This is a genomic window from Niallia circulans, assembly GCF_007273535.1.
GTDB lineage: Bacteria > Bacillota > Bacilli > Bacillales > Cytobacillaceae > Niallia > Niallia circulans_B.
In genome coordinates, this window is the sequence record NZ_RIBP01000004.1 from 3,491,810 (window position 1) to 3,515,896 (window position 24,087).

Consider the following 24,087-nt stretch of genomic DNA (forward strand, 5'->3'; position numbering starts at 1 on the left):
TTCCTCTCTATCAACCAATCTTTGCATCAAATTTAACGTTTATTTAATCAAAGCGTTGCAATCAACGATTAAGGCTACTTGTCCATCACCTAATATTGTAGCACCAGAAATTGCAAATGCATTAGCTAAATAATTTCCGAGTGATTTTAATACGACTTCTTGCTGGCCGATAAAGGAATCAACAACGAAGCCTGCGAGCTTCTCACCTTTTCTAACAATGACAACTGAATAGAACTCTTCTTCTTCTTTCGTTTCTGGAACCTCAAAGATATCCTTCAAGAATAGAAGAGGGACTACTTTGCCACGGAAATCTATTACTGTTTGGTTATGTGCTTGAAGCACGTCCTGCTTGTTAACGATTGCTGTTTCAATAATAGATGATAAAGGAATCGCATATTTTTCCTGCTGGATTTCCACAAGCATCACAGAAATGATAGAAAGTGTTAATGGCAACTGAATAGAGAATAAGGAACCTTTTCCTTCCTGCGAATCAATCGTTATTGTTCCGCCAAGAGATTCAATCGTGCTTTTCACAACATCAAGACCAACACCACGGCCAGAAATATCAGAAATTTTATCTGCTGTTGAGAAGCCGGATGCTAGGATTAACTCCGCAATTTGTGAATCAGTTAAGCTATTAGCTGTTTCTTGTGTGATAATTCCTTTGCTTAATGCCTTTTGAAGTACTTTTTCTTTGTTGATTCCAGCACCATCGTCCTCAAGCTCGATAAATACATGGTTTCCACTATGATAAGCTCTAAGTACTACCGTTCCTTCTTCATTTTTACCATTAGCTCTTCTGACTTCTGGAGACTCAACCCCATGATCCAAAGCATTTCTTATAAGATGGACAAGAGGGTCACCAATTTCATCGATGACTGTTCTATCCAATTCTGTTTCTGCGCCAATTATCTCAAGATTGATTTTTTTGTTCAAATCTCTCGCTAGCTGTCTGACCATACGAGGGAATCGATTAAATACAGTCTCAACCGGCACCATTCTCATATTTAAAATAATGTTTTGAAGGTCCCCAGTGATTCTTGACATTCTCTCAACCGTTTCATGGAGCTCTTGAACCTGAAGGTCTTGTGAGATTTGGTCTAGTCTTCCTCTGTCAATGACTAGCTCCTCAAACAGATTCATTAATATATCAAGGCGTTCAATGTTAACCCTGATTGTTTTGCTTGATTGCTTTGCCACAACAGCAGGCTTTTCCTCTTCTTTTTTCGGTGCTGCAGCAGGTTGAACAGCGGAGCTTTCTTGAACTTGTGGAGCAGCTGCTTCTTCCGCCTCTTCCTCTACACTCAACTCAGAAGCAGAGAAGCTATTTACAGTTACTTTTTCTACTTCAGATACCTTCATAATTTTCGCTTCAATCGTACTAGGCTCTTCCTTAGATATAATGGTAACCATGAAAGAATACTCAAACTTTTCTTCTTCCAATTCCTCAACAGGTGGATTTGATTTAATCACTTCACCTAATGATTCCAATGCTTCAAAAATCATGAATACCCTTGCTGCTTTTAGCAGACAGTTTTGACTTAATGAAATCTCAATTTCATATGTGTTGAAGCCTTGTTCTTTTGATTGCTGCATAACAGTAATTTCGAATTCATCATAGCTGCTTCCAGCTAGAGGTACTTCTGCTACAGCAGTTGCCGTTTGATTAGCAGCTGTTTCCACAAATGCTTCTCCGCTTTCGATTGCAACTAGTTTCCTCACTACATCCTCTACATTTCTTTTTCCGTCACCACCGCTTGCAATCGATTCTACCATTGCTTCTAGGTCATCTACTGCAAGGAAGATAACATCTAACACTTCAGGTGTTACAGAAATTTTCTCGTTTCTAATTGCATCAAGAACATTCTCCATCTGGTGGGTAAGGCTCGCAAGATCTTCGTATCCCATTGTTGCAGACATACCTTTTAATGTATGAGCAGAACGAAATATCTCGTTAACAATTTGCAGGTTTTCTGGATTTTTTTCTAATTCCAGTAATTGCTCGTTACATGTTTGCAAATGCTCCTTGCTTTCTTCAATAAAAACTTCTAAATACTGGCTCATCTCCATAAATTTTACACCCCTTGGCGTTTATACATACTTCATTATTGTTTGTGCAATATTTTCTACATTTTGGACTTCATCTACATAATTTGTTGCAATGGCAGCCTTTGGCATTCCAAAAACGATGGATGTTTCCTTCGATTCTGCAATGGACTTGACTCGTCCAGAGTTTACAAGCTTGATAAGCCCATTTGTTCCGTCTGAACCCATTCCAGTCATAATAACCGCAAGCTTGTCATAGTTATTTAATTCACTTGCCGATTCAAACATTACATCTACACTAGGTCTATGACCATTTACAGGGGTCGATTGGTCTAGTTCAACTACAAGGCTGTTCCCAGAGGATTTTACTTTTAAGTGATATCCCCCTGGAGCTATATAAGCTATCCCGTTCTTTATCGTTTCCCCATGTTCCGCTTCCTTAACTGTTATCTCTGAAAGAGAATTAAGCCTGTTAGCAAGCGATTGAGTAAAGCCTGCTGGCATGTGTTGTACAATTAAAATTGGTGCATTAATGTTTGCAGGCAATTTTGTGATGACATGCTGTAATGCTCTTGGTCCGCCTGTTGAAGTTCCTAAGACGATAAGTTTACTTGAGGCAGGATTCCATTTTGAATCTACTTTTTTGACTGTTTTTTCTTCTTTTGGTTCTATTTTACTATAACTAACTCTAGTACTAATAGGTTTTTTTTCCTGCACAGGAGAAATCAAGAGTTTAGACAGCTTTACCTTACTTGCTGAAACTACTTTTTCGATTAATTCATCCTTAACCTTATATAAATCAAGAGATATCGCTCCAGATGGCTTAGCGATAAAATCAATGGCGCCGATTTGCATTGCTTGAATTGTATTCTCCGCTCCTACCTTCGTTGTGCTCGAAAGCATGATGACAGGGACTGGGCTTTCCTTCATAATCCGTTCTAACGCACTTATGCCATCCATAATTGGCATCTCAACGTCCATTGTAACTACATCGGGTTTAAGTTCCTTGATTTTTTTTAATGCATCTTGTCCATTTCTGGCAATGCCAACGACCGACATGCGTGAGTCTTCTGTGAGAAAATCAGTTATAAGCTTACGCATAAAAGCCGAATCGTCGACAATTAAGATTTTAATTTTTCCCACGACAACTCCACTACCTTTCAAACAGCAGCCTCTTCAATTTTGCCATGAACGGCTTTTTGTTTTCTTGAGGGTCTGCAAACTCTTGTTTACAGTATCTATCGGCTATTTCTGACAAAGCTTTAGAGGCTTGAGAATTTTCATTAAAAATAATGAATGGAACTTGTTTCCTAACTGCTTTGGCAACATTCTGATCGTCTGGTATCGCACCAAGATTAATAATATCCCGTTCCAAAAATCGACCTACGACGTTTTTTAATTTCTGGTAGGTTTCTTTGCCATCAAGAATACTAATTGTTCTATTAACAACAACGTAAAAAGGGATATCGTCTTTTTGCAGGTGAATAAACTTCATTGCAGCATATGCATCTGTTATAGAAGTAGGCTCAGGTGTAGTTAATACAATCACATCATCGACAGAAAGGATGAAATGAAGGGTATCAGTACTTATACCCGCCCCCATATCAAATAATATATAGTCATAATTGCTAAGATGACTTTCAAATTCCTGAAAAAATCTTGCAAGCTGATTTTCCCCCATATCAAGAAAATCAGTTAGACCTGAACCTCCTGCAATAAAGTCAATTCCACCAGTACCAGTATGGATAATGTCTGAAAAGGATGCGTTATTTTTAAAGTAATCAACAATAGAAAAGGCTGGCTGTGATCCCATTAATATATCAACATTACCCATCCCGATATCCATGTCTATTAAAAGAACAGAATAACCTTTCAATTTCAGCGATAAAGAGAAATTTAACGAGAAATTTGATTTCCCAACTCCTCCCTTTCCGCTAACAACGGCTAATGTTCTTTGCTTTTTGGGGTTATGAAACTGTTCGAATCTTTTTCTCAGCATTGCCGCCTGATCTGTCATATTAATCGACCTCTATTATCCTTTTTGCTATTTGTCGGGGATCTGCTGGCATTATATCGTCAGGAACATTTTGTCCTGTAGTCACATAAGCCACACCCTTTTGATATTTGACCACAAGATTGATCATTGCTCCAGATGTTGAAGTTTCATCTAATTTTGTAAATATAAACTGATCGATATGAATGGAAGAAAATTGCTGATAAATTTCTTCCATGTCTTTTTGTTTAGCAGTCAGTGATAAAACAAGCAATGTTTCCATATCACTATTATAATCGACCACTTCTTTCAAATCTTGAACATATTGTTGGTTACGGAAGTTTCTTCCTGCAGTATCCACAAGAATAATATCGCAATCTGCCAGGCTTTTTGTTGCCTTTTCAAAATCCTCCAAGTTATAACAAACCTCAATTGGAACATTTAAGATTGTAGCGTATGTTTTCAGCTGATCAATAGCGGCGATACGGTATGTATCTGTTGTAATAAATCCTATCTTTTTCTGATGCTTCATCATAAACTCTGCTGCCATTTTAGCTAATGTCGTTGTTTTTCCGACACCAGTTGGCCCAATTACGTTTATAAATTTTTTCTTAAGCGCAAGCTCCCCAAAATTATATTGCTCCATCTCTTCATAAAGAAAGTCCTCAGCCCAGTCGTAAACTTCTTCCACTGGGCTGTTTGCCCCTGCTATATACCATCTTTCCAAAAGCTTTGCTGTCAGCTTTGACTGAATATCTGCATCAAGGTCTTGACTCACTATACTGTCCATTACTGTTTGCAGCTGGATTGGCAGCTCCATTTGTAACTTACCGCTTTCAGACATTTTTTGAATATGTTGATTCATGCTCGCGAGCTGCTTCATGATGTCTTCATTTGCAGGTACAGGAGACTTTTGTAGCTCCTTCTTTCCTTCAAAATCAAGATTACGCTCCACTTTCGGTAATAACTTCGGTGCGGGAATTGGTGCGGGCATCGGCTTTTCTTGTGGTGGCCTTGAAGTGTTCAAATCAGGATCTATTGCCGCAAGCACTTCAATATTTCTTTTTTTGAACATTCCTAAGAACCCGCCGGTGTAAATAATTTTCGATTGTAAAATCACCGCATTATTACCTAATTCTGCCCTGATTTGCTTCATTGCTTCTGGCATGCTAACTGCAATATATTTTTTTATTTTCATTCTATTGTCACCACCCCAACACTTTGAACTTCCACATTAGATTCTAACTCGTTATAAGACAGTATCGGTACCTGTGGGAAGTATCTCTCTGTCAACTGACGGACATACATGCGGACAGCTGGAGAACAAAGAATAATTGGCATTTGTTCCATTATGGATTGCTGTTCAACTTGCCCAGCAACAGCCTCAAGAATTGATTGGGACACACTTGGATCTAATGCTAAATAATTGCCGTGCTCTGTCTGCTGAATATTATCTGCAATTAACTTTTCAACTTTTCCTGATAATGTGATTACTTTCAATATATCTGTCGTACTTGTATATTGGTTTGTAATTTGACGAGCTAACGCTTGTCTTACATATTCAGCCAGCAAATCTGTATCACTAGACATTTTTCCGTAATCTGCCAATGTCTCAAAGATAACAGGTAGGTTACGAACAGATACATTCTCTTTTAATAGTTTAGCCAAAACCTTCTGAATATCTCCAATGGATAATGGATTTGGTGTAACTTCCTCAACAAGAATTGGATAGGTTTCCTTCACATGGTCAACAAGCTGTTTTGTTTCTTGACGTCCTAAAAGCTCATGAGCATTCAATTTTATTACCTCTGTAATATGTGTGGAAACAACAGACGGAGGATCGACTACAGTGTAACCAAACATTTCTGCCTGTTCCTTAACCGATTCTGTTATCCATTTCGCTGGAAGACCAAAGGATGGTTCAACAGTATCGATACCTTTAATAGAATCATCATCAATTCCTGGGCTCATTGCTAAATAATGATCCAGTAAAAGTTCGCCTCTTGCCATTTCATTTCCCTTTATTTTCAAACGGTATTCATTTGGCTGCAGCTGAATATTATCCCTGATACGGACTACTGGAATGACAAGACCAAGTTCAATAGCCAACTGTCTTCTAATCATGACTACCCTGTCAAGAAGGTCTCCGCCTTGGTTAGCATCTGCTAACGGAATTAGGCCATAACCGAATTCGAATTCTATCGGGTCAACATTCAGTAAGCTGACAACACTTTCTGGACTTTTGAGCTCGTTTGTTTGGATATCTTCTTCGATTTCCAGCATTTCTTCCAAATCTTGTTTTGGCGCTTTTGAAAGAGCATAGCCTCCAAATGCAAGCAAGCCCGCAATCGGAATTGTCAATATGTCATTTATTGGTGTAATTAAGCCAAGTACGAAAATCGTTCCCCCTGCTACATAAAGCATTTTCGGGTAAGACAGTAGCTGCTTCGTTAAATCAGACCCAAGGTTGCCGTCTGAAGCTGCTCTTGTTACAACAATCCCTGTAGCAGTCGATATTAATAAAGCAGGTATTTGACTGACGATTCCATCCCCAATAGACATAAGAGAAAAGTTCTGAGCTGCATCTGCTATCGGCATGCCAAGCTGTGTCATCCCGATAACAATACCAAATATCAAGTTAATAAATACGATTATAATTCCGGCAATGGCATCCCCTTTAACAAATTTACTGGCACCATCCATCGAGCCATAAAAATCTGCTTCTCTGCTGACTTTTTCCCTGCGGATTTTCGCATCTGCTTCTGAGATGAGTCCAGCGTTCAAGTCTGCATCAATGGCCATTTGTTTCCCTGGCATCGCATCAAGCGTAAAACGGGCCGCTACTTCTGATACACGCTCAGACCCTTTTGTAATAACAATAAACTGGATAATTACCAAAATGGCAAATACAACTAATCCAACAACTAAATTTCCGCCAACCACAAAGGTTCCAAATGTATGAACTACCCCGCCAGCTTCACCGGTAGACAGGATCGATCTTGTTGTGGAAACGTTCAGACCGAGACGGAACAATGTCATTAAAAGCAGCAAGGATGGAAAGATGGAAAACTCCAGCGCTTCGCTCATGTTCATTGTCAATAATAATATTAATAGTGCTAAAGAAATATTCAGCAGGATCAAGATACTTAGCATCCATGTAGGGAATGGAATAATGAGCATCGCTATGATTAGTATTACGCTGAATACGACTGTTAAATCTCTACCAGACATATTTTTCGCTCCTAACTAACAACCAAACATCTATTTTAAACAGGTGAATCTTATGAATGCTGTTTTTTTGTACGGTATACATAGGCAAGTATTTCTGCAACTGTTTTAAAAAACTCCTCGGGAACTATGTCCCCAACATCCACCTGACTATATAGCGCACGTGCAAGGGGTCTATTTTCCACTGTTATCACTTCATGCTCTTTAGCAATCAGCTTGATTTTCTGTGCCAAAAAATCAACGCCTTTTGCGACAACATATGGAGCATCATACTTATCCTCATCATATTTTAGGCAAATAGCATAGTGGGTCGGGTTCGTGATGACTACATCTGCGGTCGGCACATCCTGCATCATCCGGCGCATCGCCATTTCCCTCTGTCTTTGCTTAATCTTTGATTTAATTAATGGATCTCCTTCAACATTCTTATATTCATCCTTTATATCCTGTTTTGACATACGAATGTTTTTTTCATAATCATATTTCTGATATAAATAATCAAATAGTGCTAAAAATAACAAGGCTCCTGAGCCAACAAGGCCCATTTGAACGGTTAATTTCGCTAATGTAATTAAGGTAGCTCCAATTGACTTCTGAGACAGAAGTAAGATTTGCTCGAGCTTGTTCCAAAGAATGGCAAATGTAATTATTCCAATAACCGTTATCTTTAAAATGGATTTAAGAAGCTCCACAATTGATCTTATAGAGAACATCCTTTTCAATCCAGATAATGGGTTTATTTTTTCCAATTTAAATTTTATTGGTTCTGTCGTAAAAAGCACTCCGACCTGCATATAGTTGGCAATAACACCTGCAATCATCGCGGCTGCCAATATAGGGCTTAAAATGATTGCCGTCTGTTTCAGTATCTCAATGAAGATACTCTTAATATTATGTTCTGTCAGCTCCATTAGCATGAGATCATTTAAGGAAAAATTCATAAGGGAAACAATCCCTTTTAATATGGAACCACCTGCAAAGTTAAGAACCGCAAAAACTGCAATCAACACCAAAGCCGTATTGATATCCTGACTTTTGGCCACTTGCCCCTTTTTCCGGGTATCTTGTCTCTTTTTTGGTGTTGCCTTTTCTGTTTTTTCCCCTGAAAAAAACTGTAAATCCAGTCTTAACAGCATGCTTAACCTCCCATCAATTTCATCATATCTCTCATTGTCGCAAGTATTGTTGAAAACAGATTGGAAACAGATCCCATTAAAGTACCCATAACAACAACGAGCATAACAAGGCCGACTATTAACTTTACAGGCATACCTACAACGAAAATATTTAATTGCGGTACAGTCCTAGCTACAATCCCTAAAGCAACATCTACTAAAAAGATGCAGCCAACGACAGGTATGGACATCTGGAAGGCAATAGCAAACATCAACGCAAGCGTTTTTGCTGCATATTTCATAATGTTTACGTCTCCAAAATTAACCCATGACTGTTCAAGCGGAATGAATTGATAGCTGTAAAAAACTCCATCCAACAGCAAGTGATGCCCATTTACTGTCAATAAAAAAAAGAGAGCAATAATGTTTAAATACTGCCCTGTCAGCGGACTTTGAGCACCAGTTTGCGGGTCGATGACATTGGCGATGGCAAATCCCATCTGAAAGTCAATAAAGCCCCCGGCAATCTGTACGGCGGAAAATAGCATATATGCTAAAAAACCGATAAATAGCCCGACCATTGCTTCTTTTATAATTAATAGATAATATGCCCCGTCCACCTCTAATACAGGGGGTTCCATCCCAAAATACATCATTAATGAAAGAAAAAATGCAAAACCTACTTTATGACTTGTCGGTATCGTCCGATAAGAAAAGAGAGGCAGCATTAGAAAAAAGGATGTAACCCTGACAAAAATCAGCAAAAAGGCCGGAAACTTTGGTAAAAAATCCTCCATAGCCTCACCCAATAAACCTTGTCAGGTTAGAGAAGATATCACTTGTGTAGGATAAAACATGGCTTAGCATCCAAGCTCCAAAAAAAATAATGCCTAAGAGGACTGCAACAATTTTCGGCACGAATGCTAGCGTCTGCTCCTGGATTTGGGTTGTAGCTTGAAAGATACTAATTAACAGCCCCACAACAAGGGCAATAATAAGCAATGGGCCACTAACAACTAATACGGTAAGTACCCCTTTTTCCGCAACTGAAATAACCATTTCTTGTGACATGAAACATCACCCTTCTTAAAAGCTAAAAGCTTTCTAATAAAGATTTAACCACCAAATACCAACCATCAACCATTACAAACAACAATATTTTAAATGGCAATGAGATCATAACAGGCGGTAGCATCATCATCCCCATGGACATCAGAATACTTGCTACGACCATATCGATGACCAAAAATGGGATAAATATCATAAAGCCGATTTGGAAGGCTGTTTTCAGTTCACTGATTGCATAGGCCGGAACCAATGTTGTTAATGGGATGTCTTGGATAGACTTGGGAGTTTCCGCTCCTGAATAATTCAAAAACAAAGCCAAATCCTTTTGCCTTGTATGTTTACTCATATATTCCTTAAAGGGGACTGCTGCATTTTCATATGCTTGGTCCAGACTTATTTCCTCATTAAATAATGGGGTCAATGCTGTTTTATTTACCTCTTGAAATGTAGGTGCCATAATAAAAAATGTCATAAATAAGGACAGTCCGATAATAACTTGGTTTGGCGGCATTTGTTGTGTCGCAAGCGCCGTTCTGACAAAGGAAAGAACAATGACGATTCTCGTAAAGCTTGTCATCAATATCAGGATGCTTGGAGCTAAAGAAAGGACAGTCAATAGCAATAACAACTGCACAGAAGTAGAAACATTTTCTGGTGCACTGTCATTAAAAAGCTGCATAAACTCATTCATCTTTTTCTGAACCTCTCTTTTTTAATTCTTTCATGATTTCTTTTCGGCCGTTCGATACTTCTTGCAATTGTTTCTTTAAATGAATGGCGAAGTCTTCCTTTTTGTGTTTCTGATTAGGATAATTTTTTACGCCATTCATAACCTTTGTCACAATATCGCTTGGCTGTATTAGCTGCTCCATCTTTTCGTTGTAGTCCTTAATGATGCTTGTATATTCCTCTTCTTCTTCGATCTCTTTAATAAGCTGAATATTTTCGCCAACCCCAACCACGAGCAAGCGCTTGCCGACTTTCACAAGTTGAATCGATCGATTTGCACCTAATGCAGTTCCGCCTAAATTTTCAATTATTTGCGAGCTTTTATACACATGGTTACGTTTATTAATAAAACGAAGTACAACATAAAGCAGTGCAATAACAAAAAGGGTAGCAAAAATCATTTTGAGAAAATCCCAAAATGTAAGTCCTACGTCTCCAGTTACAGTCTGCGATGTTGAATCATTCGTTTCTGTGTTTGTATCATTCTGATTTGTTGTCTGCTCATCAGCAGTATTGCTTTTATCATCTGTTTGATTTTGATTTTTTTCAATTGCATCAAAGACACTATTATCAAGTTGTTCTGCATAGGCTTCATGATGAAAGCCTAGCAGAACAATTAAGAGTAGTGTGCATTTAATAAATAACTGTTTTGTATTCAATGATGACACCCTCTAATGTTTGTTTCTTATCCTAATGTTTTGCTGATTGCTTCAAGTACTCGATCAGCTTGGAATGGTTTGACGATGAAGTCTTTTGCACCTGCTTGAATTGCATCAATAACCATTGCTTGCTGACCCATTGCAGAACACATAATGATCTTTGCATTTGGATTGATTTTTTTGATTTCTTTTAATGCAGTAATACCATCCATTTCAGGCATTGTAATGTCCATTGTAACAAGGTCTGGCTGTGTTTCTTTATATTTCTCAACAGCCTGTGCGCCGTCAGCAGCCTCTCCAACTACATCATATCCATTTTTAGATAAGATATCTTTAATCATCATTCTCATAAATGCTGCGTCGTCTACAATTAGTATTTTCTGTGCCATAAATCTCTACCCCCATAAAATATAAATAAGTTTATTTTAAATTGTTCAAGCGATCTGACTTGCTAACAATATCCGTAACACGGACTCCAAAGTTTTCGTCGATAACAACTACCTCACCCTGGGCAATAAGCCTGTTGTTAACAAGTATATCAACTGGTTCCCCTGCAAGCTTATCCAGCTCAATAATGGAACCTGAGCTCAGCTCAAGGATTTCCTTCACAGAACGCTTAGTTCTGCCGAGCTCCACAGTAACTTTTAAAGGAATATCCAACAGCATGTTCAAATTTCTTGATTCATTTTCTGTTGGTGTAAAAGTTTCGAAATTAGAGAAAACAGCTGGCTGTACATTTGGCTGTCCTACACTGTAGCTTGCCCCAAAGTGCTGTGGCTGGCTTGGTGCTCTTTGCTGTTGCTGCTGTTCAACATATACAGGCTCTGGTACCGGCGCTGCGTATGTTTGTTGCTCGCGTGCAGGTTGTTGTTGTGGTTCTGGACGCTGCATTTGCTGTGTTGGAGCAGGTGGTTCAACAGAATCGGCAGTTGGATTCAACAAACTATCCACAAGTCTTTTTGCAAAATCAAGCTGTAAAAGCTGCATAATATTCGAATCAATCAAGTTCCCAATTTTCAATCGGAAGGAAATCTTGACAAAAATATCATGATCAGGGATTGAGTCTGCTCCTTCTCCATCTGATAAGTTTAAAATGTCTATAGCAGGCGGGGAAATATCCACCTTTTTGCTAAAGATAGTCGACATGGATGTTGCAGCAGAGCCCATCATTTGATTCATTGCTTCTTGTACTGCACTTAACTGAATTTCATTAAGCATTTCTGGGGGACTAATACCGTCTCCACCAAGCATTAAATCAGCAATAACAGCGGCATCTGATTGTTTTATAACTAAAAGATTCATGCCAGAGAAGCCTTCTGTATAATTTACACTGATTGCCACATATGGATGTGGGAACTCTTCTGCTAAGTCTTTTTTCAGGACAATCGTTACATTTGGTGTCGTAATATCCACCTTTTGATTTAAAAGGGTAGATAATGCTGTCGCGGAACTCCCAAACGAAATATTTCCTATTTCACCTAATGCGTCTTCTTCTATTGAGGTTAAATAATCCTCTACAGCCAGCTCTTCTTGCGGTTCTGGACTATCTCCTTTTAATAGAGCATCAATTTCATCTTGTGAAAGCATATCGTTACTCACCATCTTCTTTCCCCCTATCTAAAGTCCCTAATACTTGAACGGCTACCTTCTTATTTACTTTACCCGGCTGTCCAATAAATTTAGGTATATCTCCAACTTTAATAGTCAAGGGTTGATCTATCGTTTGATTCATTTCAATAACATCCCCTATATCAAGCATCAAAAAATCTTGTATAGAAATATCGGATGTTCCTAATTCTGCAACAACAGAAACAATTGATTTTTGTATGTTATTTTGCAAAGCTTCGGCCACTTCAGGCACTGGTGCTTTCTTTTCTGTTTGCATCCAATAATGTCCAGAAAGCTTTGGAATAATTGGCTCTAATACAACATGGGGAATACAGATGTTAATCATTCCACTTGTATCACCAATCGTTGTATTTAAGGATATAACCACTACTGTCTCGTTCGGTGACACCATTTGTAAAAATTGCGGGTTCACTTCAAACTCTGACAGTGTCGGTTCAATTTCAACAATATCCTCAAGCGCTTCTCTTAAGTAATCAAAGGCCTGTTCAAACGTATTGGACATGATCTTTGATTCAATCTCCGTCAAGTTTTCCACTTTATTGACGCTAGTCCCTTTTCCGCCCATCATGCGATCCATCATAGCATAGGCGATATTCGGGTTTACTTCCATTAATATTCTTCCATCTAAGGGTGTGACTTCAAACACATTCAAAATCGTCATCTTTGGAATGGATCGGATAAATTCTTCATAAGGTATCTGGTCAGCGGATGTGACCGATATTTGCACTAATGTTCTCAGCTGTGCTGAGAAATATGTTGTCAAAAGCCTTGCGAAGTTTTCATGAATACGCGTTAAGCTTCTGATTTGATCTTTAGAAAAGCGCAAGGCTCTTCTAAAGTCATAGGATTTTACCTTTTTCTCTTGCTGTTCTTTTTTTAGTTCATCTGCATCCATTTCACCTGATGATAAAGCGGATAATAATGCATCAATTTCATTTTGGGATAATATATCTCCTGACAAAAACTCTCACCTCAAATCTCTTTCATTCATCCAGTTGTTTATTGGAGAAGAGAATTGGTTATATATACTTGAACTACCTTTCCCTCTTGCATCAATTCATTAATCTTATCTTTCAAATCATTTTCTAGCTTAACCTGACCTTCTTTACCTTGCATATCTTTTGGTGTTTTTTCAGATAGCTCTTGAATGATAATATTTTGAACTTGGAAAATACGTTTTTCTAGTTCTTCAGCGGCTTTTTTACTATCTGTTTGCACTTTAAAGGATATGCGCATGAAGTTATCAGTCGCTAAATTGGTTGTTATTTCAGGGATATCAATAGAAGCCTCCACTACTTCATCAATAGTAGGTTCCTTCTCTTCTTTATCACCTGAAAATTTCCAGATATAAATGAATGCTCCTGCTCCAACAAGAGCAATTGTTAGTATTAAAACTAACATAATAACAAGGACTTTATTGTTCTTCATCTTCTCTCTCTCCCAAGTTCGGTAATCCAAAAAGGTTAACAGATTGATAAAAAGCTTTCATTGACTCCACTACTTCATCTTCTTTTTCTTTTACAACATATTTCCTTCCGTTCGCCAACGTGATTGTTGTATCAGGGAAGGATTCAATTGTCTCAATAAACAATGCATTAAGCCTGAAAGTCTTTCCATTTAATCGAGTAACATTTATCACTGTTATTCTCAGGAGAGGTCTGCCTAGTTTATGCCTCTCCTGATCCTCCTTTTATTATCGTTTTAAGTTAACTAATTCTTGCAGAATTTCATCAGATGTAGTGATGATTTTTGTGTTAGATTGGAACCCTCTTTGCGCAACAATCATATCTGTAAATTCTTCTGATAAATCAACATTGGACATTTCCAAGTAACCACTGTTAATGCTTCCTGCTCCACCTTCATTTGCATTAGATAAAGTAGCAGGACCAGAGTTCCCAGATACTTGGAACGTATTTGAGCCAGATTTTTGCAGGCCTTCTGGGTTAGAAAACTTAGCAAGCTGAATTTGGCCAGCATCTTGTGTTTCTCCGTTTTCATCCACATAAGAAATGCTTCCATCTGCACCAATACTGAACGATTGTGCTGTTTCAGGAATTGTGCCTGCTCCAGCTAGCTTCATCCCACTCGATGTTACGATGTTTCTGTTTGCATCAAAGTAGAAGTTTCCTGATCTAGTGTAGAAGTTAGAGCCAGCAGCATCTTGGACAACAAAATAGCCGTCTCCTGAAATTGCTAAGTCAAGCGTTCTTCCAGTTGTTTGCATGCTTCCTTGTGTATGAATAGTATCAACAGAAGCAACCTGAGATCCAAGACCAACTTGCTTTGCGTTAATTCCTCCTGCAGTTGCTGTTGGAGCTGTAGCACCAGCAGATGTCTGGCTTATAAGATCACTGAAAGTTGTTCTTCCTTTTTTAAAGCCATAAGTGTTAACGTTGGAAATATTGTTTCCGATAACATCAAGCTTAGTCTGGAAGTTTTTCATACCGCTGATTCCTGAATATAGTGAACGTAACATTTATAATTTTCCCCTTTCGTATTGAGCTGCTTCTATCTATCCACAGCTAGGCTTCCTTTACGGTCCAGCCTTTTCTCCCTAGTAATTGTATTTTTTTTATTCATTCATAATTATTGTGCCATTTATATTAGTAAATATTTGTTCCGTTGCTTCTTTACGATCCATTGCCGTAATCACTGTATTATTTTTTGCACTGACAATTAGAGCCGCATCTTGGAGCAAGACGAGTGATTCTTTAACTCCCATTTTTTTTGCTTGGTTTACTTTTTGTTCTATCTGCTTCCACTTCTCTTCATCAATCACAATGCCTCGCTGCTCAAGTCGTTGCGATGCGTGCTTTGAGATTGACAGTTTATCAAGTGTCTGGATTGAACTTTGTAAGTGCGATGAAAATGAAGCGTTACTGCTGTTAGATTTGATATTCCTTATGCCATTATTGATTACGGCTTGTGATTTTAAAGAAGGATATATAGGTCTATCCATCCAATCACTTCCTATTCGATTTTCGTAATTTTCCCTGCAGTTATTTGACTTTGCTGCTCATCGTCCAATGTTAACTGGATTTGACCATTTTTTAATGATACTGACTTAACGATACTGCTAACTTCTTCATTGTCTGCATTCAGATAGGAGACTGTTTTGCCAATTAAGCGGCTAGCAGAAACCAAACTATTGTCATCAGATTCACTGTATACATTTGAAATGTTACCAGGGTTGACAACAGTGCCATCCTCAAGCGTAAATTCAACATCTGTTCCTTTATATGCAATAGAGGCAACTTTTCCTGTTCCAGTTGTAATGGTTGATTCACCATTCTCACCTGTATCTGCTTTTGTCCACGCAACTTCCTTGCCGACAAACTGTCCGTAAGAAATTAAATTCGATTGTGTTTGCAAGGAGATGAAATTACTCATCGTCGTGTTCATGTTTGTCATTTGCTCCAAGCTCGAAAAAGTCGCCATTTGAGCAATAAAATCTTTATCTTCCATCGGGTTAGATGGGTCCTGGTTTTGCAATTGTGTGATAAGGATTTTTAAGAACTCATCTTTGCCAAGGCTTGAATTGCCCGTTTTTGTTGTTTGGTTTTGGTATGTCGATAAATATAAGGAAGAATCATCGATAGTATTTGCCAAAGTCTAACTCCCCTTTCTTACTGTTCTGCTTGCAGAAGCTCTTCTAAGAAGCTTTTATCATCCTGCTCCTGTTCGTTTCTGTTTTCCTCTTTTTCAGCAGGCCTGTGTTGCTGATGGTTTTCCTGCTGTTGCTGGTCTTTCGTTTCTTTTTCCTGAGAAGTTGGCACAAAGTTAATTTCAATCTTATCAACATTAATATTTTGTGAGCTTAAGCCCTGCTTTAAACTGTTCAAATGCGCATCAAGAGCATCCTTTGCCTGGGCGGTTGTAGTCATGATCTTGGCAACTAGATTTCCATCGGTTTGCAGTATCTCAATTCGTAGCGAGCCAAGATTTTCTGGTGCAAGCCTTAAAATCATCTTTTGGGTGTTCCCTATTTTCGTGAAAGAACTGCTTTTCAGGATATTCTCAAGCTGGTCCTCCAACTCACTTCCAGAAACGGATTTTCCTGAGGACTGCATTAACGTTAATGCTTCTGGTTTCCCAAAGGAACTGTTGGTTTGAAGCTGGCCTAGATAGGAAGGCATCTTCCATTCTGATTTACTAGTCGTGTCTTTTTCCTTTGTTTCTGTGTTTGTATCTTGTGAACTGGTGATCGCTTTACTTTCAGTCTTCTGCAATGATCCAACAAGCAACGGGTTCAACAACCTTTTAGGCAATGTATCCGGATTATCTTGCTTCTTAGAAAGTGCTTCGACCTTTTGAGCAATGGAATCAATCAATGTTTTTAAGCTGCCTGTTTGTCCATCCTCTTCAATTACAGAAGCTTTTTCACCTTGTGCTCCCGCCATATCAGTAGCTGCCTCTTTTTGTAACATAGCTGCAGCTTGTAGTGACGCAGAGGTACTTTGAGACTGACCATCTACCGCTTGCATGATGGTTGTTAATAGCTTGGACAAGCTTTGCATAACATCAGTAAGCTGCTTACTGGATTTAAAATCCGGATTTTGGCCTGCAACCTGCTCAATTGCTTTCAGCTGATTTAAAAGCTCTGGAAGATTCGTTTTGGAAAACATTTCATCTGAGACATTTGAAAAATCCATCTTATTCATTAATTCCATCAGCTGGTTTACTACAAGACTGAAGGCAGTTTCCAAAGAATCAGAATCGTCTTTTCCTTCTTCTCCATTAGCAGCTAATAGCTGCTGAATTGCTGTCAAGCTTTCTGCAAGCTTATCTGAAGCTATCGTTTCACCTGTCAACAGATCTGCCAAGCCTTGCAAACTAGCATCTTCTTTTTGCGTGGTTTCAGAAGTTTCTTGCTGTGATTTGCCGTTCATTATCCCGTTGATCATCGATAAAAACTTGCTTTTATCTGCCGCTTTGAAAGAAAGCTGATTTGATGTAGTTCCTGTTGTACTAACTCCCACACTATTAAGCAGCATGTACCCACCTCCTTTAATATGAAGAATTACTCACTTGATGCTGTATCTGTGCTGGTATCATTTGTGCTTTCGCTTGCTGAATTAGTTGCAGCAAGCAGCTCTGTATATTTACTTGCAACAGAAGGCTCCATCTTTTCTAATATCGTCGCAAGTATGGCAGGTTTTAGTGATGCCAATATTTTCAATGCTTCATCCTGTGACATTGCAGAGAGAATTGCCGCAGATTTTTTTGCAGACATAGTCTCATATGTTTTGACAATGTCATCAAAAGCCTTTTGTGTTTTTTCTTGTGTATTTTTGAGTTCATCAAGCTGATTTTGAAGTTTAATCTTATCAAGCTTCAATGATTTGCTTTCCGCTTCACTTGCTTTAAGCTGTGACTCTAATGATTCTATATTCGCGGTTTGTTCCTTGAGCTGTTTTTCTAAATCCGCGATATTTTCTTTGTTGTCTGCAATTTCCTGGTCAGTAGACGCCTTTTCAGAGCTAAGGAATGGAATTTGGTTCATCAATTCCTTTCCTTTTGATACGACGTCCGCACCAGAGTAAATCATCAGGATTAATGCAACGACAACAGCAAACATCAATGGTATAACTATTACCAGCAAAAACCGCTGAAAAAAATTGAATGGTTTCTTTTTGTCATCGACCATATTATCCATTAGCTACCTAACCTTCCTGGCTGCATATATTGCTGAATGGAGATATCATCCATTTGCTTTGCTTCTAGTGCCTTTTCTGTATTGATAAAATGCAGGATATCTTTTTCTTTAATTTTGACGAACTTTTTCACTTCCAAGTTTTTATCAACAAGCTTTTGCTGATAAAAGTTCATGGAATTCCGTGCATTTACGACCATCTGCTGACTGTGCTCAATCATCTTTGCCAGGTTGTTGATAAAATGCTGATGGTGTCGGATTGCTTGAACAGAAAGACCGCCTACTAGCTTGTTAGATTGGTACTCTTCCAATTCTTCCTTGCGTTTCAGCAGCTCATACAATTTCTCTGCTGCCTCTTCAAAGCGCTTGACAGCCAAATTGTAGTCAGCGCTGGCCTCATCCTTTTCTCTCTCTTTAATTGTCAGGATTTTTTCAAACTTAAACTTGTAGCTCATCGGTTATCTCCAACTCCAGATAATGATATTAATGCGTTGACACTTTCTTCTAAGGAGATTTTCTCGTCTGTTGATTGCTTTATATACGATAATATTTCAGGATATAAACGGATCGCTGTATCAATTTCTATCGATGAACCTTTTTTATATGCTCCGATGTTGATCAAATCTTCTGAATTAATATAAGTGCTGAGTAAACCACGTAATTTCTCCGCTGCATGGACATGACCTTTAGGTACAATATGGTTCATAACACGACTCACACTTTTCAATACATTTACAGCTGGATATTGTCCCTTATTAGCAAGATCCCTGTCTAGCACAAAGTGACCATCCAAAATCCCTCGAACAGTATCGGCAATCGGCTCATTCATGTCATCTCCGTCAACTAGGACTGTATAAAATGCCGTGATACTTCCATGTTCATTTGTACCTGTTCTTTCTAACAGCTTTGGTAAGATAGCGAAAACAGAAGGAGTGTACCCTTTTGTTGTCGGCGGCTCACCGATGGCAAGTCCAACTTCCCTTTGTGCCATCGCTACCCTTGTTACAGAGTCCATCATCAGCATGACGTTTAATCCTTTGTCACGGAAGTATTCAGCAATTGCTGTTGCTGTGTATGCTCCCTTTATCCTCATAAGCGCAGGCTGATCACTTGTTGCGACAACAACGATCGACCGCTTTAAGCCCTCGGGACCCAAATCCCGTTCAATGAATTCTCTTACCTCTCTACCACGCTCTCCAATTAAGGCAATAACATTGAGATCGGCCTTTGTGTTTCTTGCAATCATACCAAGCAGTGTACTTTTTCCGACACCACTTCCGGCGAAAATCCCAAGGCGCTGTCCTGTACCGACTGTAAGAAGGCCGTCAATCAGACGCACCCCAACTTCCATCGATTCTGAAATCGGCGGTCTTTTTAATGGGTTCGGCGGGTCTTGATCAATTGGAACACTCTTTAATCCTTTTGGTAATGATGTGCCATCAAGCGGCATTCCAAGTGCATCGACGACTGTGCCAATCATGGCAGCTCCAGCTTTAACTTCTAGAGGTTCTGATGTACCTTCTACTAAGCAGCCTGGTGATATATCGTTCACCGTCGTATATGGCATAAGAATGATGCCATCTTCTTTAAAGCCAACAACCTCTGCCTTAATAACACGCTTATTTTTTGTACCAATATATATGTTGCACACATCACCTATGGAGCTTTCAGGACCTTGCGACTCTATCATAAGACCAACTACTTTTTTAACCCTGCCATAACGTTTGTAAGGATCGATGGAATCGATCGATGATAGAAGTTCTGCCGCTCTCATCCTCATTCACTCTCCAATAGGTCTAATAGTTTTTGTTTAATCATGTGCAGCTGTGTGTCAACACTTGCTTCAATGCGTCCATTAGCTGTCTCGATTATACAGCCGTTTTCTGCTGCTGCTTCATCAGGAAAAATAAACAAATTCGGCTTGATTGGAAATAACGATAATAGTTCTTCTTTTTCGGAAAGAAGGTATTGATAATGGACCGGATTAACATGCAATTGAATTTCCTTTTGGTCTCTTGTTTCCTTCAAAACCTTTTTAACAAGCTGCATGAAATATTCTTCTTTTTCTGAAATACTTGTCTGAACAATCTTTTCAGCTACCTTCATGCTTAGTTCCAGAATTTCTGTCTCAGCACTATTCAAGTATTTTTCATAATCTATTCTGCTTGCTTGAACAATTGCTTTCGCTTCATCAATATGCTCTGCATACTCAGTAAATCCTGCCGTTCGTCCTTCTTCAACACCAGCTTGGTAACCTTCTCGATTTGCTTCTTCCATCAAAAGTTTTTTTTCTGATTGCCAATTGTTTTTTTCCTGCTGCAGCAGTTCTCTTAATGCTGCTGCTTCTTTTTCTGCTTTCTCGCGGATGGCAGCTGCGTCTGCAGTCGCCTGTTCCACTATTTTTGCATATTCAGGATCAGCATGAAAATCTGTTCCTTGAAAGTTATTTACATATTTAATGGAGATAATCTTTTCATTTGCTTGTTCATTTGCCCAACTTGATTTAATAAGCCTAGACAATAATATCATCTCCTCCACCGCGTGCAACGACAATCTCACCAGAGTCTTCTAAACGTCTGATAATAGCAACAATTCTTGATTGTGCTTCTTCAACATCTTTCAGGCGGACAGGTCCCATGAACTCCATTTCATCCTTGAAGGATTCAACCATTCTTGCAGACATGTTACTGAATACAATTTCCTTCACTTCGTCACCAGAAACCTTCAATGAAAGCATAAGATCTTCATTTTCACAGTCACGGATAATACGTTGAATTGCTCTGTTATCCAATGTAACGATATCTTCGAATACGAACATTCTTTTCTTGATTTCTTCTGCCAACTCAGGATCCTGTATTTCAAGGGCGTCAAGGATTGTTCTTTCTGTTGAGCGGTCAACACCGTTCAACACTTCAACAACTGCCTCAATACCACCTGTTTGTGTATAATCCTGTGTGACAGTGCTAGATAGCTTTCTTTCTAAAATTTGTTCCACTTCATTAATAATTTCAGGAGACGTACTGTCCATAACAGCAATTCTCTTCGCAATATCTGCCTGCATTTCCTGTGGCAGCTCAGACAATATCTGGCCTGCCTGGGTTGGGTCTAAATAAGAAAGTATTAATGAGATTGTTTGTGGATGTTCATTTTGGATAAAGTTAAGGATTTGGCTCGGGTCAGCCTTTCTTGCAAAATCAAACGGTCTAACTTGCAAGGAAGAAGTTAATCGATTCAAGATGACAGATGCTTGATCTGTTCCTAACGCTTTTTCCAAAACTGTTTTAGCATATCCGATACCGCCTTGAGAAATATAATCCTGTGCTAATGCTATGTTATGGAACTCTTCTAGTACTTCTTCTTTAGAAGAGTTCTCCACCTTTTTAACACCAGATATCTCTAAGGAAAGTTTCTCTATTTCTTCTTCACTTAAATGCTTATAAACAGAAGCTGCTACATCTGGTCCTAATGATATAAGCAGAACAGCAGCTTTTTGTTTTCCTGTAAGCTCCGTAGCTTCTTTTCGTGCCATCGGTATCCTCCTTGCCTTATTCCTCTGTTATCCAAGTACGAAGAAGTTTCGCAAAGTCTTCTGGCTTATCTTTTGCCATTTTCTCTAATTGTTTTCTGCGAAGTGTTCCCTCTGATTCCACTTCATCATTTACGTCAGGAATGGATACAGGTGAAATGATTTCTTCTTCCGGCTCTGCTGCTTTCTTCTTACGTCCTCTTACAAACAAGAAGATTAATAGTCCAATTACAGCAAGTAATACTCCACCAACTGCATATACCCACCAAGGAATAGCTGTGCTAATTGTTTCTGATGAAGCAGTTGTTTTTCCGTTAAATTGTTGAACAGATACGGCGATTTTACTTTGTAAGTCTGCATCTGAAAGAGTTCCTGTTTCTGTCTTATCAATAGAAGTTCTTACAATCGTTCCTAGCATATTTGTTATATCGTCAACACTATCCTGTGAAAGTGAAGATGGATCATCTGCTGTAGGAGGCTCTACCATAACTTGAATGCCAAGGTCACGGATTTTATATGGGCTCTCTACAATTTGCTTTTTAATTCTATTAACCTCGTAATTGATCGTGTTATCAATTTTTTCAGAATCACCAGAACCTGATGTAGTTGTTTCAGTGTTTGTAGTAGTTGTATCTGCCTGATCTTCTGCTTCTGGCGTACCTTCTGCTGCCGCACTACCTCCTGTATATGTTTCCGAGATATTTTGTGCGCTCACTTCGATACCCTTCATATTTTCTTCATCAACTGGCGTAACCAGGTTTTCTTCTCTGTTTTCTTGGGTAAAGTCAATATCTGCAGTTACTGAAACCATGACTTTATTTTGTCCCATTAATGTGCCAAGCATTTGCTGAACTTGTCTTTGAATGTCTTTTTCAACTTGTTTTTTCACGTTATTTTGAGCAGTAAACGTATCACCTGCGTTATTAGTTGTAGAATTTAGGTCAAAATACTCAAAGTTTTGGTTTGTAATGACGATATTATCAGTAGGAAGGTTTGGAACACTTTTTGCGACAAGTGTATATAATCCTTTTATTTGACTCTCGGAGAAGTTATAGCCTGGTTTTGTGTTGAGAACAATTGAGGCTGAAGCTTCTCCGGCTTCATCTGATACAAACACACCTTCACTTGGTAATGTGATCATAACATTTGCATCGTTAATACCGTCGATGCCTTTAATCAAGTTAGAAATCTCTGTTTGCATTGCATCAAGCTTCATAACATTGAACTCATTATCTGTCATTCCGAAGCTCGCATTTTGACTGAAAAACGAATAATCGATACTGCCTGTATTCGGAATTCCTTCCGCTGCTAATTCCACTTTCAATGAGTCCACATTATTTTCCGGCACGCTTATTGTTTTTCCGCCATCTGAAATCTCTGATGTAATTCCTTTGCTATCAAGTGTTTCTTTAATTTGTCCTGTTTCTGACGGAGACAGGTTGCTGTATAAAGGAACTAAATTTTCTTTTGTTAAAAAATACGTTGCAAATGATACCATAAGAAGAAGCAAAAGAATGCCGCTTACCAAAACAGTCTTTTGCTTTTTTGAACGATTTGTCCAATATTCTTTTAAAGGATTAAAAAACTTATTCATGTTTTCTTTCATCTCTACCCCCGGTTACCGTTATTTTTAATGATAATAACCGCCCACAACTCACTAGATTTTAAATAGACATTCTCATCATTTCTTGATACGCTTCGACAGCTTTGTTTCTAAATTCTAATGTAGCCGACATCATCACACTTGCCTTCTGTGATGTAATCATTACTTGCGAAAGATCAACGTCTTCTCCTTTTGCAAGCTTGTTTGTTAGAACATCCGATTCATTCTGTGCTTTATTTACATTATTAAGTGAATCTTTTAAAAAGGAAGAAAAGCTTTTTTGAACTTCTGAACTAGTCGCTTTCGTTGTTGCAGAAGAATTAGTTAACGGCAATGTGGATGACACTGCTGGAAGATTTACTGTCGCCATTTATAATACCTACTTTCCTATCTCTAAAGTTTTCATAAGCATGCTTTTTGAGGCATTTAAGACTGTTACGTTCGCTTCATAAGACCTTGTTGCACTCATCAAATCAACCATTTCCCTTAATGGGTCCACATTCGGCATTTGTACATAACCATCGGCATTAGCATCTGGATTTTCCGGATCATACACCATTTCAAAAGGAGTTTCCGTATCATCTGCAATCTTTGTTACTTTAACGCCATTTCCTGTGGCTGAATTACCTGCTGTCGCAGCATTTAAATGTGATGCAAATGAATTGCCCTCTTGTGCTTGCAATACAACTGATTTTCTTCTGTACGGCTCCCATTCACCATTCACTAGCTTTCCTCTTGTCGTTTCTGCATTCGCCATATTAGAGGAGATAACATCCATTCGAAGCCTGTTTGCTGTTAGGGCAGAAGCAGTTGTATTCATGCTATGGAATATCGACAT

General features: G+C 38.7%; 27 protein-coding genes. All 27 read right to left on the bottom strand.

The window, feature by feature from the left end:
• Positions 1–39: 39 nt before the first annotated feature.
• The 27 genes from CEQ21_RS25380 to flgC all read right to left on the bottom strand — a co-directional run bounded on the left by CEQ21_RS25380 (position 40) and on the right by flgC (position 24,087).
• Complete coding sequence (locus CEQ21_RS25380; protein WP_185766939.1) at positions 40–2,070, bottom strand: chemotaxis protein CheA; 2,031 nt, start codon at positions 2,068–2,070, stop codon at positions 40–42.
• Positions 2,071–2,091: 21 nt separating this feature from the next.
• Positions 2,092–3,189, bottom strand: a complete 1,098-nt coding sequence (locus CEQ21_RS25385; RefSeq protein ID WP_185767422.1) for a protein-glutamate methylesterase/protein-glutamine glutaminase — start codon at positions 3,187–3,189, stop codon at positions 2,092–2,094.
• A 10-nt stretch (positions 3,190–3,199) separates the two neighbouring features.
• Entirely contained in the window at positions 3,200–4,063 is an 864-nt protein-coding gene (locus CEQ21_RS25390; RefSeq protein WP_185766940.1) for a MinD/ParA family protein, read from the bottom strand.
• Between the two features lies 1 nt (position 4,064).
• The gene (gene flhF, locus CEQ21_RS25395; protein WP_185766941.1) at positions 4,065–5,237 is read right to left on the bottom strand and encodes a flagellar biosynthesis protein FlhF; all 1,173 of its coding nucleotides are present in this window, start codon (positions 5,235–5,237) and stop codon (positions 4,065–4,067) included.
• On the bottom strand, positions 5,234–7,270 hold the full coding sequence (gene flhA, locus CEQ21_RS25400; protein WP_185766942.1) for a flagellar biosynthesis protein FlhA: 2,037 nt from the start codon (positions 7,268–7,270) through the stop codon (positions 5,234–5,236). The genes flhF and flhA overlap by 4 nt, the downstream gene beginning before the upstream one ends.
• A gap of 50 nt (positions 7,271–7,320) precedes the next feature.
• A complete protein-coding gene (flhB, locus tag CEQ21_RS25405; RefSeq protein WP_185766943.1) occupies positions 7,321–8,403 on the bottom strand; it encodes a flagellar biosynthesis protein FlhB in 1,083 nt (360 codons plus the stop codon).
• 2 nt (positions 8,404–8,405) lie between these two features.
• Positions 8,406–9,179, bottom strand: a complete 774-nt coding sequence (gene fliR / locus CEQ21_RS25410; protein ID WP_185766944.1) for a flagellar biosynthetic protein FliR — start codon at positions 9,177–9,179, stop codon at positions 8,406–8,408.
• A gap of 4 nt (positions 9,180–9,183) precedes the next feature.
• Positions 9,184–9,453: a flagellar biosynthesis protein FliQ gene (fliQ, locus tag CEQ21_RS25415; RefSeq protein ID WP_144452435.1), complete on the bottom strand. Its 270-nt coding sequence runs from the start codon at positions 9,451–9,453 to the stop codon at positions 9,184–9,186.
• Between the two features lie 22 nt (positions 9,454–9,475).
• A complete protein-coding gene (fliP, locus tag CEQ21_RS25420) occupies positions 9,476–10,141 on the bottom strand; it encodes a flagellar type III secretion system pore protein FliP (RefSeq protein WP_185766945.1) in 666 nt (221 codons plus the stop codon).
• Positions 10,134–10,838 carry a flagellar biosynthetic protein FliO gene (locus tag CEQ21_RS25425; protein WP_185766946.1) on the bottom strand — a complete coding sequence of 235 codons (705 nt, stop codon included), beginning with the start codon at positions 10,836–10,838 and terminating at the stop codon, positions 10,134–10,136. The genes fliP and CEQ21_RS25425 overlap by 8 nt, the downstream gene beginning before the upstream one ends.
• Positions 10,839–10,864: 26 nt before the next feature.
• A complete protein-coding gene (locus CEQ21_RS25430; RefSeq protein WP_127734568.1) occupies positions 10,865–11,227 on the bottom strand; it encodes a response regulator in 363 nt (120 codons plus the stop codon).
• A gap of 31 nt (positions 11,228–11,258) precedes the next feature.
• Positions 11,259–12,440, bottom strand: coding sequence for a flagellar motor switch phosphatase FliY (gene fliY / locus CEQ21_RS25435; RefSeq protein ID WP_185766947.1), 1,182 nt, complete (start codon positions 12,438–12,440; stop codon positions 11,259–11,261).
• Positions 12,430–13,428, bottom strand: coding sequence for a flagellar motor switch protein FliM (gene fliM, locus CEQ21_RS25440; protein ID WP_185766948.1), 999 nt, complete (start codon positions 13,426–13,428; stop codon positions 12,430–12,432). The genes fliY and fliM overlap by 11 nt, the downstream gene beginning before the upstream one ends.
• Positions 13,429–13,466: 38 nt before the next feature.
• Entirely contained in the window at positions 13,467–13,895 is a 429-nt protein-coding gene (fliL, locus tag CEQ21_RS25445) for a flagellar basal body-associated protein FliL (RefSeq protein WP_185766949.1), read from the bottom strand.
• Positions 13,882–14,106, bottom strand: coding sequence for a flagellar FlbD family protein (locus CEQ21_RS25450; protein ID WP_185766950.1), 225 nt, complete (start codon positions 14,104–14,106; stop codon positions 13,882–13,884). The genes fliL and CEQ21_RS25450 overlap by 14 nt, the downstream gene beginning before the upstream one ends.
• A gap of 54 nt (positions 14,107–14,160) precedes the next feature.
• Positions 14,161–14,943, bottom strand: coding sequence for a flagellar basal body rod protein FlgG (flgG, locus tag CEQ21_RS25455; RefSeq protein ID WP_185766951.1), 783 nt, complete (start codon positions 14,941–14,943; stop codon positions 14,161–14,163).
• A 96-nt stretch (positions 14,944–15,039) separates the two neighbouring features.
• Positions 15,040–15,426: a TIGR02530 family flagellar biosynthesis protein gene (locus CEQ21_RS25460; RefSeq protein WP_144452430.1), complete on the bottom strand. Its 387-nt coding sequence runs from the start codon at positions 15,424–15,426 to the stop codon at positions 15,040–15,042.
• An 11-nt stretch (positions 15,427–15,437) separates the two neighbouring features.
• Complete coding sequence (flgD, locus tag CEQ21_RS25465) at positions 15,438–16,076, bottom strand: flagellar hook assembly protein FlgD (RefSeq protein ID WP_185766952.1); 639 nt, start codon at positions 16,074–16,076, stop codon at positions 15,438–15,440.
• 17 nt (positions 16,077–16,093) lie between these two features.
• Complete coding sequence (locus tag CEQ21_RS25470; protein WP_185766953.1) at positions 16,094–17,461, bottom strand: flagellar hook-length control protein FliK; 1,368 nt, start codon at positions 17,459–17,461, stop codon at positions 16,094–16,096.
• A gap of 26 nt (positions 17,462–17,487) precedes the next feature.
• Positions 17,488–18,123 (bottom strand): MotE family protein, encoded by a 636-nt coding sequence (locus CEQ21_RS25475; RefSeq protein ID WP_185766954.1) that lies wholly within the window; start codon positions 18,121–18,123, stop codon positions 17,488–17,490.
• A complete protein-coding gene (gene fliJ / locus CEQ21_RS25480) occupies positions 18,123–18,575 on the bottom strand; it encodes a flagellar export protein FliJ (protein ID WP_185766955.1) in 453 nt (150 codons plus the stop codon). The genes CEQ21_RS25475 and fliJ overlap by 1 nt, the downstream gene beginning before the upstream one ends.
• On the bottom strand, positions 18,572–19,894 hold the full coding sequence (fliI, locus tag CEQ21_RS25485) for a flagellar protein export ATPase FliI (RefSeq protein ID WP_127734590.1): 1,323 nt from the start codon (positions 19,892–19,894) through the stop codon (positions 18,572–18,574). The genes fliJ and fliI overlap by 4 nt, the downstream gene beginning before the upstream one ends.
• 2 nt (positions 19,895–19,896) lie before the next feature.
• Positions 19,897–20,640, bottom strand: coding sequence for a flagellar assembly protein FliH (gene fliH, locus CEQ21_RS25490; protein ID WP_185766956.1), 744 nt, complete (start codon positions 20,638–20,640; stop codon positions 19,897–19,899).
• A complete protein-coding gene (fliG, locus tag CEQ21_RS25495) occupies positions 20,633–21,649 on the bottom strand; it encodes a flagellar motor switch protein FliG (protein WP_127734594.1) in 1,017 nt (338 codons plus the stop codon). The genes fliH and fliG overlap by 8 nt, the downstream gene beginning before the upstream one ends.
• 16 nt (positions 21,650–21,665) lie before the next feature.
• Positions 21,666–23,252, bottom strand: coding sequence for a flagellar basal-body MS-ring/collar protein FliF (gene fliF, locus CEQ21_RS25500; protein WP_185766957.1), 1,587 nt, complete (start codon positions 23,250–23,252; stop codon positions 21,666–21,668).
• A 58-nt stretch (positions 23,253–23,310) separates the two neighbouring features.
• On the bottom strand, positions 23,311–23,619 hold the full coding sequence (fliE, locus tag CEQ21_RS25505) for a flagellar hook-basal body complex protein FliE (protein ID WP_185766958.1): 309 nt from the start codon (positions 23,617–23,619) through the stop codon (positions 23,311–23,313).
• Between the two features lie 9 nt (positions 23,620–23,628).
• The gene (gene flgC, locus CEQ21_RS25510; RefSeq protein WP_185766959.1) at positions 23,629–24,087 is read right to left on the bottom strand and encodes a flagellar basal body rod protein FlgC; all 459 of its coding nucleotides are present in this window, start codon (positions 24,085–24,087) and stop codon (positions 23,629–23,631) included.

What these genes read in the sequence shown, in the direction of transcription:
- CEQ21_RS25380 (WP_185766939.1), bottom strand. Translation starts at nt 2,070, where the DNA reads ATGGAGATGAGCCAGTATTTAGAAGTTTTTATTGAAGAAAGCAAGGAG.
- CEQ21_RS25390 (WP_185766940.1), bottom strand. Translation starts at nt 4,063, where the DNA reads ATGACAGATCAGGCGGCAATGCTGAGAAAAAGATTCGAACAGTTTCAT.
- flhF (WP_185766941.1), bottom strand. Translation starts at nt 5,237, where the DNA reads ATGAAAATAAAAAAATATATTGCAGTTAGCATGCCAGAAGCAATGAAG.
- flhA (WP_185766942.1), bottom strand. Translation starts at nt 7,270, where the DNA reads ATGTCTGGTAGAGATTTAACAGTCGTATTCAGCGTAATACTAATCATA.
- flhB (WP_185766943.1), bottom strand. Translation starts at nt 8,403, where the DNA reads ATGCTGTTAAGACTGGATTTACAGTTTTTTTCAGGGGAAAAAACAGAA.
- fliR (WP_185766944.1), bottom strand. Translation starts at nt 9,179, where the DNA reads ATGGAGGATTTTTTACCAAAGTTTCCGGCCTTTTTGCTGATTTTTGTC.
- fliQ (WP_144452435.1), bottom strand. Translation starts at nt 9,453, where the DNA reads ATGTCACAAGAAATGGTTATTTCAGTTGCGGAAAAAGGGGTACTTACC.
- fliP (WP_185766945.1), bottom strand. Translation starts at nt 10,141, where the DNA reads ATGAATGAGTTTATGCAGCTTTTTAATGACAGTGCACCAGAAAATGTT.
- CEQ21_RS25430 (WP_127734568.1), bottom strand. Translation starts at nt 11,227, where the DNA reads ATGGCACAGAAAATACTAATTGTAGACGACGCAGCATTTATGAGAATG.
- fliY (WP_185766947.1), bottom strand. Translation starts at nt 12,440, where the DNA reads ATGGTGAGTAACGATATGCTTTCACAAGATGAAATTGATGCTCTATTA.
- fliL (WP_185766949.1), bottom strand. Translation starts at nt 13,895, where the DNA reads ATGAAGAACAATAAAGTCCTTGTTATTATGTTAGTTTTAATACTAACA.
- flgG (WP_185766951.1), bottom strand. Translation starts at nt 14,943, where the DNA reads ATGTTACGTTCACTATATTCAGGAATCAGCGGTATGAAAAACTTCCAG.
- CEQ21_RS25460 (WP_144452430.1), bottom strand. Translation starts at nt 15,426, where the DNA reads ATGGATAGACCTATATATCCTTCTTTAAAATCACAAGCCGTAATCAAT.
- CEQ21_RS25470 (WP_185766953.1), bottom strand. Translation starts at nt 17,461, where the DNA reads ATGCTGCTTAATAGTGTGGGAGTTAGTACAACAGGAACTACATCAAAT.
- CEQ21_RS25475 (WP_185766954.1), bottom strand. Translation starts at nt 18,123, where the DNA reads ATGGATAATATGGTCGATGACAAAAAGAAACCATTCAATTTTTTTCAG.
- fliJ (WP_185766955.1), bottom strand. Translation starts at nt 18,575, where the DNA reads ATGAGCTACAAGTTTAAGTTTGAAAAAATCCTGACAATTAAAGAGAGA.
- fliI (WP_127734590.1), bottom strand. Translation starts at nt 19,894, where the DNA reads ATGAGAGCGGCAGAACTTCTATCATCGATCGATTCCATCGATCCTTAC.
- fliG (WP_127734594.1), bottom strand. Translation starts at nt 21,649, where the DNA reads ATGGCACGAAAAGAAGCTACGGAGCTTACAGGAAAACAAAAAGCTGCT.
- fliF (WP_185766957.1), bottom strand. Translation starts at nt 23,252, where the DNA reads ATGAAAGAAAACATGAATAAGTTTTTTAATCCTTTAAAAGAATATTGG.
- fliE (WP_185766958.1), bottom strand. Translation starts at nt 23,619, where the DNA reads ATGGCGACAGTAAATCTTCCAGCAGTGTCATCCACATTGCCGTTAACT.
- flgC (WP_185766959.1), bottom strand. Translation starts at nt 24,087, where the DNA reads ATGTCGATATTCCATAGCATGAATACAACTGCTTCTGCCCTAACAGCA.